Annotated in this window: 11 protein-coding genes; 8 read left to right on the forward strand and 3 right to left on the reverse strand. The window is 55.4% G+C overall.

The window, feature by feature from the left end; all coding sequences use genetic code 11:
• Positions 1-273: 273 nt before the first annotated feature.
• The 5 genes from OSO_RS0131405 (at position 274) to OSO_RS0131425 (ending at position 5819) form a co-directional block, all read left to right on the forward strand.
• On the forward strand, positions 274-741 hold the full coding sequence (locus OSO_RS0131405) for a hypothetical protein (RefSeq protein ID WP_010586872.1): 468 nt from the start codon (positions 274-276) through the stop codon (positions 739-741).
• A gap of 66 nt (positions 742-807) precedes the next feature.
• A complete protein-coding gene (locus OSO_RS0131410; RefSeq protein WP_010586873.1) occupies positions 808-1773 on the forward strand; it encodes a DUF1559 domain-containing protein in 966 nt (321 codons plus the stop codon).
• A gap of 231 nt (positions 1774-2004) precedes the next feature.
• A complete protein-coding gene (locus tag OSO_RS0131415; protein WP_010586874.1) occupies positions 2005-3201 on the forward strand; it encodes an acetyltransferase domain-containing protein in 1197 nt (398 codons plus the stop codon).
• Between the two features lie 153 nt (positions 3202-3354).
• Positions 3355-4479, forward strand: coding sequence for an FtsW/RodA/SpoVE family cell cycle protein (locus OSO_RS0131420; protein ID WP_010586875.1), 1125 nt, complete (start codon positions 3355-3357; stop codon positions 4477-4479).
• A 125-nt stretch (positions 4480-4604) separates the two neighbouring features.
• Complete coding sequence (locus OSO_RS0131425; RefSeq protein WP_010586876.1) at positions 4605-5819, forward strand: PQQ-binding-like beta-propeller repeat protein; 1215 nt, start codon at positions 4605-4607, stop codon at positions 5817-5819.
• A 52-nt stretch (positions 5820-5871) separates the two neighbouring features.
• On the opposite strand, the gene OSO_RS0131430 is transcribed toward OSO_RS0131425, so the two are convergent.
• Complete coding sequence (locus OSO_RS0131430) at positions 5872-7530, reverse strand: RNA polymerase sigma factor (protein ID WP_157605561.1); 1659 nt, start codon at positions 7528-7530, stop codon at positions 5872-5874.
• 199 nt (positions 7531-7729) lie between these two features.
• Here OSO_RS0131430 and rdgB point away from each other — a divergent pair, with 199 nt between their 5' ends.
• The gene (rdgB, locus tag OSO_RS0131435; RefSeq protein ID WP_010586878.1) at positions 7730-8347 is read left to right on the forward strand and encodes an RdgB/HAM1 family non-canonical purine NTP pyrophosphatase; all 618 of its coding nucleotides are present in this window, start codon (positions 7730-7732) and stop codon (positions 8345-8347) included.
• Positions 8348-8597: 250 nt separating this feature from the next.
• A complete protein-coding gene (locus OSO_RS0131440) occupies positions 8598-9662 on the forward strand; it encodes a lysylphosphatidylglycerol synthase transmembrane domain-containing protein (RefSeq protein WP_010586879.1) in 1065 nt (354 codons plus the stop codon).
• Between the two features lie 39 nt (positions 9663-9701).
• Here OSO_RS0131440 and OSO_RS0131445 read toward each other — a convergent pair whose 3' ends face one another.
• Complete coding sequence (locus tag OSO_RS0131445; RefSeq protein ID WP_010586880.1) at positions 9702-11096, reverse strand: MBL fold metallo-hydrolase; 1395 nt, start codon at positions 11094-11096, stop codon at positions 9702-9704.
• A 182-nt stretch (positions 11097-11278) separates the two neighbouring features.
• Positions 11279-12388 carry a Holliday junction branch migration DNA helicase RuvB gene (gene ruvB / locus OSO_RS0131450; RefSeq protein ID WP_010586881.1) on the reverse strand — a complete coding sequence of 370 codons (1110 nt, stop codon included), beginning with the start codon at positions 12386-12388 and terminating at the stop codon, positions 11279-11281.
• Positions 12389-12708: 320 nt separating this feature from the next.
• Between ruvB and OSO_RS0131460 the strand changes: the two genes are divergently transcribed.
• Positions 12709-13455: a GNAT family N-acetyltransferase gene (locus OSO_RS0131460; protein ID WP_010586882.1), complete on the forward strand. Its 747-nt coding sequence runs from the start codon at positions 12709-12711 to the stop codon at positions 13453-13455.
• Positions 13456-13495 lie beyond the last annotated feature (40 nt).

Genomic DNA, 13495 nt, shown 5'->3' on the forward strand with positions numbered 1-13495 from the left:
ACCTTGTGCGCTTTCCAGTTCACGTCCGTCCATGGAGCGAACGACGGCAAGCGTCCCTCAAGAGACGGCAAGGGAATAAACAGGACGGCCACATCGACACGCTGCCCCGCCTACCCGGTTCGATGACTCACCCAATTTCGAGCCAGCAACCGACTCGTCATTGTCTGCTACGCAGAATAAAAACAACATTCGAACCTGTGTGAACCGGTGATATTAGATGCAGGACTTGATACAGCCAGGAATCGCCAAGTTATGATTATTAGGATGATCTGCATGATGGTTCCATATTTGAGTTTAAAATCAAGAATACAAAACGCATCCCCTCGCGATCTTTCCTTCAAGCGGTCACGATTGAAATCGTGGAGAACTGTCGCGACGTCGTTAGTCGCCCTCGTGATCGCTTCGGTAGGATGCGGCAAGCCAAATTATGGAGATCGCACCGCAATCTCTGGAAAGATCACCAAGAAAGGCGACCCGCTACTTGATAAAGCAACGCTTTATCTCGAGGCGGATGACGGAGTTTCGACGGGAACCATGACCGAAGTGAAAGACGGCGCGTTTACGATTCCCAAGGAATCAGGGCCGACTCCTGGCAAGAAGTACAAAGTGCTGGTGACGACCTATCCCGGAATTCCCGCGGAAGGAACGCCTCTGAAAGACATCAAGCAGCCGCAGAAGCTGAAGGGCACCATTGAGGTTCCCGCCAAGGGAGCCACAAACCTGGAAATTGACGTCGAGTAATTTCATTCGCCGTTAAAGAAGTGCGGACTCTCGTTTTTCCCACAATTTATAACAAGGGGATACTCCATGAAACGGAATCGACGATCGCTCCTCGGATTCACGCTCATTGAGTTGTTAGTCGTCATTGCCATTATCGCCGTCTTGATTTCCCTGCTCCTCCCGGCCGTCCAACAAGCACGCGAGGCCGCTCGTCGAACTCAGTGCAAGAACAATCTGAAACAGCTTGGACTGGCGACACACAATTACCATGACGTGCATGGCCAATTCCCACTTGGAAATCTGTTCGTCAGTTCTGCGCCAGGCTCAAGCAGCGGTTGGTCCTGGATGGCGTATTGTTTGCCCTACCTCGATCTTGCCAACGACTACAACCAATTGGACTTCGCGTTCGGCGACCGCTGCAATGGTTTCTGCGCCTCGAAGGAAACGGCTAACCCAACGATTGATTACACCTGGAAGTCACCCAAAGCTGTGTTCAGTTGTCCATCCGACCCAAGATCCGGAAGCGTCTTCACCGGCAGTACAGGATCAGGGGCCAATTCGATCGTGAACGGGAAAGTCGCTGTCGGAAGCTATCTCGGCGTGTGTGGAAAGTCGTTGAACTGGGACTGCACTCAGGGGGCATTTTGGTCCGGCCCTTGCACCGATCTGTCAGGTTATGAAGGCACTTTCTTCAACAACAGCAAAATTGGAATTCGGGACATGACCGATGGATCGTCCAACACGTGCATTGCGGGAGAACGCGGAATTAATAAGGATCTGACTTACGGGTGGCCACTGTGCGGACGTGGCTATCCCCCGCTGTATTCGGCCCGAAAAGATCACATCCTCGAAATGAACACCTTTTCGCAAGGAAACGCGATGGACAATCCAGATTCTGGTGCATCAAATCAAAAATTCTGGAGCTATCACTCGGGCGGATCGCACTTCCTCATGGGGGATGGAGCGGTTCGGTTTCTGAACTACAGCATCAGCACCCCAATCTATCAGGCCCTGGGAACGCGAAATGGCAGTGAAGTCATTGGGGAATTCTAGGCATTCGCCGCCGAGCGAGCGGAGCTTCAAACCTGAACTGACACATTGATGAATGCGTAGCGAGCAGGTCAGTAGGCCTGGTCGCAATGTTCGTGCCCCTGTCACAACAGGGAGGTTGTCGAAATCTCATTACACATCGCCGTGCAAGGCACCTTGTACGGCGATGTTTTTCATGTCGGTTCGCACTTCTCCAATCCAATCGATTCGCTCTTTTGATCTAACGTGAGGACTATGTCTGTCGATCCCCATTCCGACTTGGTCATCAGTCCGACTACAGATTCGCGACGATTGGATGTGGTCGATCTGCTGCGCGGGATCGCCATCATCCTGATGTCATTGGATCACGTTCGAGAATTCTTGCAGGCTGAGCAGGTCAACCCGCTCAATCTCGGTGAAACAACCGTCGCGCTGTTTTTCACTCGCTGGATCACTCACTTCTGCCCTTCGATCTTTATCCTGCTCGCCGGCGTGGGTGCCTCGCTGGGGCTGTCAAAGAACAAGTCGCGATTCAGACAATCGTTGTTCCTGATCCTGCGTGGCCTGTGGCTGGTCTTTCTGGAGCTAACCGTCGTACATGTCGGCTGGTTTTTCAATCTCCAATTTCAGTCCGGGGTGGCGCAGGTCATCTGGGCGATTGGTTGGTCGATGGTGGGGTTGGGGCTGATGTTCTTTCTGCCGAAACGAATCATTCTCATCTTCGGTCTGCTGCTCATTTTCGGGCACAACGCGTTCGATGGAATCCTCAGTTCGCGATTTGGATCATTCGGGTGGATCTGGACAGTTCTGCATGCCGCTGGCCCTGTTCAATGGGGGCATTTCTCCATTTATGTCGCGTACCCCCTGATCCCCTGGATGGGCGTAATGGCGGTGGGATTCGGGTTCGGTGACTTATTGAAAAAGCCGCCCCAAACACGAAGTCCGATCATCGTCGGAATCGGATTCGGAATGATCCTGCTATTTGGTCTTTTGCGTGGCGGCAACCTGTACGGCGACCCTGTGGCGTGGACACCGCAATCGTCGACAGCTTTCTCCATCCTGTCATTTCTGAATTGTCACAAGTACCCACCGTCACTTTCATTCCTTCTAATGACGCTGGGCCCCGTACTGGCCTTTTGGCCGCTGCTTGAACGATGGCGTGGCCCGGTGGCAGACTTCATCACCACCTTCGGGCGCGTGCCGCTCTTTTTTTATCTGGCGCACCTGTTTGTCATTCACGGACTGACGCTTGCGATCGTTTCGTTTCAAGCCAATCCACTACCGAACTGGCTTTGGAGCTTTCCTCCAGGACACGCCGGCCCCGGGTGTGGCGTCACGCTGCCTTATCTGTATTTGATCTGGCTGGAGATTGTGTTGATCCATTATCCACTTTGCCGGATCTATGGATCACTGAAGAAACGCTACCCCGACAGCCTGCTGCGTTTTCTGTAACTCGTGTAATAAATAGACGTTCCGACGATCGAAAGGCGAGCAGTCCAGAATTGCTCTGGACACATTTTCCGCCTACAGCGACAACGTCCGCGATTGGTCTGGCAAGTCTGAGATTCATTTGTCAGACCCACGCCCGTTCGCGGAGAATTTGTCGTGTCGACCGTGGAATTGCTCAGGCGTGTGCCGTGGCTGGTTGTCGGATGTGCCGTCGCGTTGCTCGCGATAGGCTTAACCGGTATTGCACGCGCCGACGAACTGTACGACGGTCCTGATCTGTTCGGGAAGCAGGTCACGTACGCCCTGCTCTCGATTCCCGCCCTGGCCGTGACGCTCGTCATTCCCTATCGGGCCTGGAAGCCGATCAGCCATCTGCTGTTCATCGGATCGCTGCCGTTATTGATCGTCGTTTTGTTCATGGAAAAACGCGGGGGAGCCCGCTGCTGGATTCAGTTCGGATATTTTGATCTTCAGCCGTCCGAAGTGGTCAAACTGACGTTCATTCTGGCGCTGGCTCAGTACTTGATGTACCGAGACAATTTTCGCCGTCTGACTGGCTTGTTTGCTCCGTTCGTCATCACGCTCGTACCATTGGCTTTAATTCTGCTCGAACCAGACCTGGGATCGGCATTGCTGTTTGTCCCCGTCTTGTTCGCGATGTTGTTTGCAGCAGGAATGCGATGGCGTCACATGATGCTGGTCGGAGTCCTGGGTTTGGCCATGTCGCCCGTCTTCTGGGTAAAAATGAGTACCGAACAGAAATCCCGAATCATCGCCCTGTTTGCCCAAGTTGATGGCGAACCCAATCCGGGCGGCGATCGGTGGCACCAGCATCAGTCCAAGACCGTGCTGGCACTTGGCGGACTCTGGGGCAGCGAATTCTCGGGGATGCGAATTGATGACGTGGATGCCTATCGGTTGTTTGCAGCCCAATCCGACTTTGTGTTCTGTCTGGTTGGTGAACGGTGGGGGTTGATCGGCACGGCAATCACGCTGGGACTTTACGTCGTCCTGTTTTCGCTGGGTCTTCGGATTGCCGCGCGAACGCACGAACCATTCGGCCGCCTGATCGCCGTCGGGATTGTGACACTCTGGGGAACTCAAACGATTATCAATACCGGCATGACCGTCGGCCTGCTGCCCGTCGTGGGGATTACTCTACCCCTGATGAGTTCCGGCGGCTCAAGCCTGCTCATGACCACTGTCGGTCTCGGCCTGTTGCTAAATGTCGGGGCACGCCCCGGCTATGAAGTCACCGGCGAACCATTTGTGTTTGAATAGTGACTCGAAGTCGACGTCGCGATTCTTGGAAGATCTTCCGTCCCCTACGCTGCCGGGACATTCGAAGGCTCAACAGTTAAACTTCAACTGTTGCGTTCGCGATCGACATCTGGAAGGAGAGTCCAGTGCGGCAGTTATGGTTGCTGACAGTATGGTTGCTTCTGACGTTGGATCTATTGGCAGGAGATTCCCCGCAGTTCCGCGGTCCCGACGGCGAGGGTCACTCAAGCGAGACGAAGTTGCCATTGACGTGGAGCGAATCGGAAAACATTCGCTGGAAAACCAGTATCCCTGGACTCGGCTGGTCAACCCCCTCCGTTGCAGGAACTCAGGTCTGGCTCACGACGGCGACGGACGAAGGAAAGTCATTGCGCGTGATTTGCCTCGATCGTGATTCCGGCAGGCTCGTCCATGAAATTGAAGTCTTTCACCACGACGATCCCGGCGCGATTCATGGAAAGAACAGCTATGCGTCGCCTTCCGTCCTCATCGATGAAAATCGACTTTATGCCCATTTCGGTCGTCTCGGCACGGCATGTCTCGATCGAGACGGAACCGTCGTTTGGAAAAAAGAACTGCCCTACGAACACCGTCACGGTCCGGGCGGAAGTCCCATCATCGTTGGCGAACTGCTGATCATCGCATGCGACGGCACCGACGTGCAGTATGTGACGGCGTTGAACAAGCACACCGGGACGGAAGTTTGGAAAACTACACGTGACGGCGCGATGGCCTATTCCACTCCTCTGCTGATCCAGGTCGACGGACGTCCCCAGGTCGTCAGCACGGGCGGCGAATGGGCCGTCAGTTACGAACCAACAACAGGCCATGAGATATGGCGATTTCGGTACCCGTCCGGGTTTTCGAACGTCCCAAAACCTGTGTTTGGCCAAGGACTGGTCTACGTCTGCTCTGGCTATCTGAAGCCGTTCCTGTTTGCCGTCCGACCCGATGGAACGGGTAATGTCACCGAGACGCATCAGGCATGGAAGTTGGAACGGGGTGCGCCGCTGAACCCATCGCCGCTTTTGCTGGGCGAAGAGCTGTATCTCATGGCTGACAATGGTGTAGCAACCTGCCTTGATGCCAAAACGGGGCAGCAACATTGGCAGAAGCGGATCGGCGGCAACTTTTCCGCCTCGCCGCTGTTCGCCGACGATCGAATCTACCTGCTCGATGAGAACGGCAAGACCTACGTCATCGCTCCGACGAAAGAAGAATATCGCGAACTGGCGGTCAACGAGCTTCCCGGCCGCACACTGTCCTCAATCGCCGCCGCCGATGAATCGTTGTTCCTGAGAACCGATCAGGCGGTCTATAGAATCCAGAGACCGCGTTAGAATTAGCTCCGTTGGCAGTCTGCCTTCGAAGCGTCACTTTGATCGCAAATCGCTACCACCAGCAATTCGCCATGCAAACGCCGGAATTCAACACAAAACAACTGATCAGCAGGACCAACGCGATTTGGCGAACGAGCCGCACATCCAGGTTGCGGCAGTAAACCGCCGGACGGAAGAACATCCAGCCCAGCATCGCCGTTTGGATCGATGCCAGCGACAAAGAAAAGCCGCGGATTGACGACGGATTCCAGACAATCCAGGTCGTTAGTGCTGCGACGAGGGTTACACCAATCGAGAGAAAAAGTCGTGTTCCCTGTGCGGGACGAGGAGGCCCATAGGGAACAACGTCGCGACAGAACGGACTTTGCCATCGCAGCGTGAGACGCCGACAGAGACACGCACCGCTCCAAAGCATTACCGGCCCCAAAATTCCCACTAGAATCCTCGACGGCCAGACGGTCGGCGTCGCGGACGTCGTCAGTAACAGCAACGTTAAACCGACTCCCGCCAGCCCCGTCGCGATCAGTTGAATGGCTTCGATGCACAACAATATCGACTCATTCGAATCAAACTCGAATCCATCCGGTCGTGTTCGCACCAGGCCTTGGTCGATCGGACATGCCATCACCGCATGCTCCATCGCGTGAGGTCGCGAAGCGATCCTGAGCAGACACGCGCGATAAACCAACCGCAGCGAATGAATCAGCGATCCTATCGAGACCGCACCACTCAACAGGACGCTTCCCCAAGGAACGCGCGAACTGCTGATGGCAAATGCAACCGTCAAGGCACCGATGAAAGCGAACGTCGTCACTGACGCGAGCATTTGTCGCCGCCAATCAGCGGGCGCGACCTTCCAATCCCAGCGTTTGAAGGGATAGGTCGGATCATCGTACAGATCCGATATTCCCAAACTGGAACAGAGATCGGCCATCCAGCGCGGCTGATGTCGCGCGACGTGAATCGACAAGCCGATCGCAAGTCCCAACGAAATCCAACCATCAACGAGGAGTAAACTACACAACGACAGCGCCGAAATGATGAAGGCCTTCAGCCCGCCAAGCATCGACATGGCTTCGGCCGATTCTTTCGCAACGGCCGAAACCGTGACGTCCGACAATCCCGATTCCACCGCCCCCGCTTGCTGGCGCATCATGACGACCAAGGCCGGGGCCGTCGTAACGTAGCCTGATCGAGTCAGCTTTTCGCGGAGTTGATCCAGGGCATCTCGCATCCGACGGCTGACCGTGGACTGATTCACCCCCAGTTCCAGGGCCACGTCGCGCTGCGATCGTCCATCAAAGTAGTGCAGCAGCATGGGCAAGCGCAAATCATCGGGCATTTCCGTGAGCGCGCCATCGATTACGATTTTCAGTTCGCGTGTCGTCAGGTCGGATCCAGAAGTCATTGAGGCAGTTTCCGCTCCCGCCTGACGCTCGCGTACCTTCCGCCGAACTCGACTGCGAAGATGATTCAACGACCGGGACATAGCCGCTCGATGCAGCCATCCCACGACGGACGAATGAATTTCGTCGGCATGGCGTGCCAGTTCCAAAAAACACTCTTGCGCCACTTCTTCCGCATCGTGCGAATTCCCCAACACTCGCTGGCAGACAGATTTGACGAAACCGGCATGGCGATTCGAAAGCTCCTCGAATGCACTTGCATCTCGATTTGTCGTGTAGCGTTTTAAGAGTGTTTGATCGTCCATCGCGCGCACCCCGATCCTGACGAATTCTGTGATCTTCACAGTAAGGACACCGCTCGATCGAATGCAATGCATCAAAGTTTTTTAGATCTTATTCATTCAATCTGGCCTCGATCGTGCCGTCACTTTTCTGCCATGACGCTTTTCGTCACAATCGGCCGCAAACGAGTCCCCTCACTTTTCACCAGATGGTTCGACACCGATGACGTCCTTCCCTTCGATCGTCTTGAGTAGCCGTAACAAGAAGAAGATCGGTGAAATCGCAGAGCTGTTTGCGCCGCTGGGGATTGAACTTGTCGGGGTCGATCAGTTTCCCGAAGTCGGTGAAGTGGAAGAAGATGGCGATTCATTTGCCGCCAATGCCGCCAAGAAAGCAGCCGAAGTCGCGAAACAGATCCAGCACTGGGTCATCGCCGAGGACAGCGGATTGTGTGTCGACGCCCTGAACGGTGCACCGGGGATCTACTCCGCTCGATATGCCGGTCAGCAGGGTGCCGACGCCGCCAACAACGAAAAGCTGTTGCACGAACTCGCCGCCGTCCCGGTTGAGAAACGAACCGCATACTATGTCTGTCACGCGGTGTTGTGCGATCCAAGCGGGCAGGTGCGTCTCTCCTCCGAAGGACGTTGTGGCGGAGTGATCCTAAACAGCTTTCACGGCGAGCACGGATTCGGATATGACCCGTTGTTTCTCGTCCAGGAATATCATCAGACGTTCGGCCAACTTACTCCGGCAGTAAAACGTCATATCAGCCATCGTGCCAAGGCGTTCGAGCGATTAATTCCGCAGATTTTGCGTTTATTCGAACAATGCCAGTGAGTGACCAAAACGCTCGAGGCAACACTCCAAATCGAGTTTCCGTAAGCGAGCCTGGATTTGCGCCGAAACGCTTTCAACGTGTTCTTGTTCCACTCGCCGTCCGCCTCCCGGCCGCATTCATGGATGGCGAATCGACGTCAGAGACCTGTCACGCGGATCTCGGCAAGAGATCTAGCACAAATTGGCGGCATCCACGACATTAAAGGCCCGTTTCGTCACTTGTTCTTTCATTTCGTGTCGAGCCCATTCTGTGACTGCCACACCTCCCAATCGTACGCGTGCCATTGTCATCACGTCCTTCAAATGGCTGCTCGCCATCGGCTTGCTGGCGGGTTTGTATGTGATGTGCGGAAAGGATCTGGCCAAGCTGAAAGATCGCCAGATTCTGTGGGGGATGTTCGGTGCCGCATTGCTGGTGCGACTCGCATCCTTGATGGCCACCTTCACGCGCTGGCGACTGCTTGTACGCGGGACAGGTTTGCCATTTTCGTTACGAGAGTCATTCCGTTTGGGAATGCTGGGTGAGGCATGCAATCTGATGGGCCCCGGTGCCGTCGGCGGCGATTTGATCAAAGCGGCTCTGTTGGCCAAGGATCATCCCAAGCGAATCCCTTCCGTGCTCGCGACGGTGTTTCTGGATCGAGTCCTCGGAATGTGGGCTCTATTTGTATTGGGTGCACTTGCGTCACTCAGCCCCGCCGGGACGAAACCTGGGCCAGAACTCCAGTGGGCGGTGTGGGTGCTGTGGGGTGGCGCTGTCGCCGGCCTGTTCGGGATCGGCCTGATGTTTGTTCCGGCATTTACGCATTCACGACTGATGCACTGGCTGACGACCTGGCGCATCGGCGGCCGGATCGTCAAAGAACTGATGGATTCGGTCCAGATGTATCAAGGAAAACCACAGATCGTGATTGGAGCCGCCCTCTTGGGTCTGGCGGGACATTTTGGCTTTCTGACATCGTTCTACTTTTGTGCCCTCTCGTTACATCATGGCCAGATCATTCCCGGTTTCATTGATCACATCGTCGGATTGCCGCTACCAGAAGCACTCAGTGCGGCCGTCCCCACCCCCGGCGGGGTCGGGGCACTCGAAGGGGCTGTTGCCTGGTTCTATCAGCAGGCTCAAAAGTCACTGGTGCCAGATAGCACGCAAGAACAATTGGCAACAGCTCTTTCAAACGGAGTTCTCACTGCACTGGGATACCGTTTGACATCATTCGTCTGGGGTGCCGTAGGCGTCGTCTATTACCTGTCGTCACGTCAAGAAATTCGACGAGCGGCCGAAGTTGCAGAGACGCAACCTGTCGCCGCATAACCCAGCATGATCGCAGAGCAGTTTAAAACGGGCGGCCCCCTATACTTCAAACGACTCGCGATATTTGGGCAGCGTTGGCGGTTCGTCGCAGACATGATCCAGCAACTGCGACAACGCGAGTCGTTGATCCTGCTCGCCATGAACAATAAATGCACGACCGACGCCGCGATCGGCGGCTAAGCCCTCAAACCACCATTTGAAGTCTTCGGCATCCGCATGTGCCGAAAGTCCTTCGAGCGATTCGACCTCGGCGCGAAGTTCCACCTGATGGTCCAGAATGCGGACCATCGGAGCTTGATCATGAATTCGGCGGCCGAGCGTATTCTCGGCCTGATAGCCGATCAGGACGACGATGTTGTTCGGATCGCTGATCCCATGCAGCAGGTGATGCACCACGCGCCCCGCCTCACACATCCCGCTGGCGGCAATCACCACAAACGCACCCTTGCGATGATTGAGCTGCATGCTTTCCGACTGATTGGCAATGTAGCGCAGCCCGGGAAAGCTGAACGGATCTTTGTCGGATTGCATGATCCGATGAAATTCCACGTCGAGCGATGCGTTGTGATTCCGATAGACCGAAGTGATCTCTTTCGAAAGTGGACTGTCGACGTACACCGGGATCGAAGGCAATTCACCCGCGTTCGACAACTGATTCAAGAAGTACACGAACGTCTGCGTCCGACCCAAGCTAAACGCCGGAATGATCACTCGCCCTCCCCGTGCCGCTGCCCGCTTCAGGATCGACTTCAGTTGAACCTTGATATCGTCGGCCGGAGGATGAATGCGGTTTCCATAGGTCGATTCGGTAATCAAGACGTCACACCCTTCGACCCGTTGAGGATCTCGCAACAGCGGCGTGTCACGGCGGCCAAGGTCCCCGGTAAAGACGACCCGTTTCCAATCGCCTTTGTCGCGAATCTCCATCTCGGTAATCGCCGAGCCCAGGATGTGTCCAGCGTCTTGAAATCGAAGCCGAAAGTCTTTCGAAAGCTGATGCCAGTCCGCGTACGGCACCGTTTCAAAATTCTTCACCACGGCCGTCACATGACCGTCATCATAGAGTGGCTTAATCGACGGCGTACCCGGCGGATGCTTGCGGTTCAGGTACTTCGCGTCTTCTTCCTGAATGTGAGCACTGTCATGCAGCATCACGTCAGCCACGTCTGCCGTCGCGGGGGTGCAGAAAATGGGGCCGCGATATCCCGCCTTGTACAGCCCCGGCAAGTTCCCGCAGTGGTCGGCATGCGCGTGCGACAGAATCACGCCGTCGATCGACTTCGGATCACAGTAGAAATGCTCATTCTTCAGCCGGGACTCGGTCCGATGCCCCTGGAACAAGCCACAGTCGAGCAAGATTCGATGCGAATCGGTCTCAATCAAATGCTGACTGCCAGTGACTTCCCCCGCCGCACCGAGAAACGTGATCTTCATAGACGAGCTTTCATCACGATGAAACAAAAGAGATCTTCAACACCTAGCACTGAAGCGCGAACTCTGCCCGTCCTCGTCTCTGTGTCTCCGTGTCTCCCTTCCCCCACTGGACCCACTTGTATGTTTCGCGTACGTCGGCAACACACTGGTGGTGGGGGAGGCACGGAGACACAGAGTTGAAATCAAAAGAGACGCTTTTGGGAATCGTCTGTCGAGGGCGGTTCTTGGGGTTTAATGCCAAGATGATTCAATCCGGAGGCGGTGATCATTCGCCCCCTTGGGGTACGTTGAATGAAGCCGACACGTAATAGAAATGGCTCGACCTCGTCCTCAAGTGTGTCCGGCGGAACGTTCATCGTGTGACCAATCGCCGACAAGCCAGCGGGCCCGCCCGTGAAGACTGAAACTAGCGTTTGCAGATAACGCCGGTCCTGAGCTTCCAAGCCCACGGTATCGATTTCCAGCATGGCCAATGCGTTCTCTGCCGCCACGCGTGTCACATGACCCTCTGGCTCGCGCACTGTCGCAAAGTCGCGCGTCCAGCGCAGAAGGTTATTCGCCTTTCGCGGAGTTCCTCGGCTTCGATCCGCAATCAGCCGCGCGGCGTCTTCGACGATCTGCGTCCGTAACTTCGCACAGTTGCGGCGGACAATTTCCGTCAGTTCCGGCAGGTCGTAAAAATCCAGATGCTCGCGGTGAACAAATCGATCGCGTAACGGCGCCGTCAACATCCCACTGCGAGTCGTTGCCCCAATTATCGTGAACGGCTTCAACTTCATGTTGATGGTACGCGCGTTCAGCCCTTCGCCCAGGACGATATCGACACGAAAATCTTCCATCACCGGATAGATGAATTCTTCGACGGCAGGAGGCAGGCGATGAATTTCGTCGATAAACAACACCGAGCCATAGCTGGCATTGGTCAGATACGACAGCAAATCTTTCGGTGCCATCAGCGATGGCCCCGATGTGATCTGACATTCCGTGCCCATCTCGCGAGCCAAGGTCATCGCGAGCGTGGTCTTGCCCAAGCCTGGTGGCCCGTCGAACAGAATATGCCCAAGCGGCTCTTTCCGGCGAAGCGTTGCGTCGAGCACGATTTTCAATCGATCGACGACTTTCTTCTGCCCAACGACCTCGCTCAGCTTTTGTGGTCGAAGTTCTTCATCAAACTTGTCATCGTCCGGATTGAATTCGCCCCCTGCTCCGATTCCGGCGCCGATGTTTGGCGGCAGCGGAGGTTTTGGATCGCCCTCACCCGCCCCACCTTCGATCACTTTTTGCCGAGCCATCTCACTACGATCCATCACGAATTAAGAAGCCATCCAATACCGGACTCAAACCATTTTGCGGTCGCAAGTTCAGGAAAGCATCTGGAAAAGCACGCGGTCACCGCCGATCCCTGGATTCATGGTGCCGCCGTGCACCCGCAGAGTCCCTGAAATGTATCGCCGATTCCATGGGGATAACAGCCATGAGCAACCCGACGGTTGTCCCAACGGATTGAACACCGCTACTTTTGGGCGGAATCACGCGAACCAGAGGTTGCGGTCGAATATCCTCTTCCCACGACGACAAAACCTGGTCAATCAGCCCCATGAGATGGAAAAAAATGATTCCGCACCACGAACTCAATTCTCAGGAAGTCAATTCTTTGGGACAGCCCATCGGAAACATCGTTCCGAATTGGCAGCCGGTGGCCTTCCCCGTTCGCGAAGAAATGCGGGGGCGATTTTGTCGCCTGGAACCGCTCGACGTGGATCGACATGCCGAAGATCTCTACCAGGCGAATTCGCTCGACAAAGAAGGGAGAAGTTGGACCTATTTGCCTTATGGTCCTTTCGACGGGTTCACCGAGTACAAAAACTGGCTGACGCAATCGGCTCTGGGCAGCGACCCGCTCTATTTCGCAATCCTCAGCGAGGCGACAGGAAAAGCCGTCGGGGTTTCCAGCTATCTGCGCATCGACCCGAACCACGGCTGCATCGAAGTCGGGCATCTCAACTTTTCACCATTGCTGCAAGCGACCCCCGCCGCGACGGAAGCGATGTATTTGATGATGGAGCGCGCGTTCGATCTGGGATATCGGCGTTATGAGTGGAAATGCCACTCACTGAATGCCCCCTCACGCCGCGCCGCACAGCGGTTCGGGTTCTCGTTCGAAGGAATCTTCCGCCAGGCCGTCGTGATCAAGGGCCGCAATCGCGATACGGCCTGGTATTCCATCATCGACCAGGAATGGCCAGCCCTGCGCTTCGTCTTCCAACAATGGCTCGCCCCCACAAACTTCGATGAACAGGGAACACAGAGAACATCGCTCGCATCATTGACGGCAGCTTTGGCCAAACAGCAGGAATAATCCTGTGACGGCGAAGCCACGATGCCTGCCGACAAGGTCG

The organism is Schlesneria paludicola DSM 18645, assembly GCF_000255655.1.
In the GTDB taxonomy this organism is placed as follows: Bacteria; Planctomycetota; Planctomycetia; order Planctomycetales; family Planctomycetaceae; genus Schlesneria; species Schlesneria paludicola.

Bases quoted from the DNA above. Each gene is read 5' to 3' on its own strand.
- OSO_RS0131415 (WP_010586874.1), top strand. From the start codon at position 2,005: ATGTCTGTCGATCCCCATTCCGACTTGGTCATCAGTCCGACTACAGAT.
- OSO_RS0131410 (WP_010586873.1), top strand. From the start codon at position 808: ATGAAACGGAATCGACGATCGCTCCTCGGATTCACGCTCATTGAGTTG.
- OSO_RS0131445 (WP_010586880.1), bottom strand. From the start codon at position 11,096: ATGAAGATCACGTTTCTCGGTGCGGCGGGGGAAGTCACTGGCAGTCAG.
- OSO_RS0131460 (WP_010586882.1), top strand. From the start codon at position 12,709: ATGATTCCGCACCACGAACTCAATTCTCAGGAAGTCAATTCTTTGGGA.
- ruvB (WP_010586881.1), bottom strand. From the start codon at position 12,388: ATGGCTCGGCAAAAAGTGATCGAAGGTGGGGCGGGTGAGGGCGATCCA.
- rdgB (WP_010586878.1), top strand. From the start codon at position 7,730: ATGACGTCCTTCCCTTCGATCGTCTTGAGTAGCCGTAACAAGAAGAAG.
- OSO_RS0131405 (WP_010586872.1), top strand. From the start codon at position 274: ATGATGGTTCCATATTTGAGTTTAAAATCAAGAATACAAAACGCATCC.
- OSO_RS0131430 (WP_157605561.1), bottom strand. From the start codon at position 7,530: ATGGACGATCAAACACTCTTAAAACGCTACACGACAAATCGAGATGCA.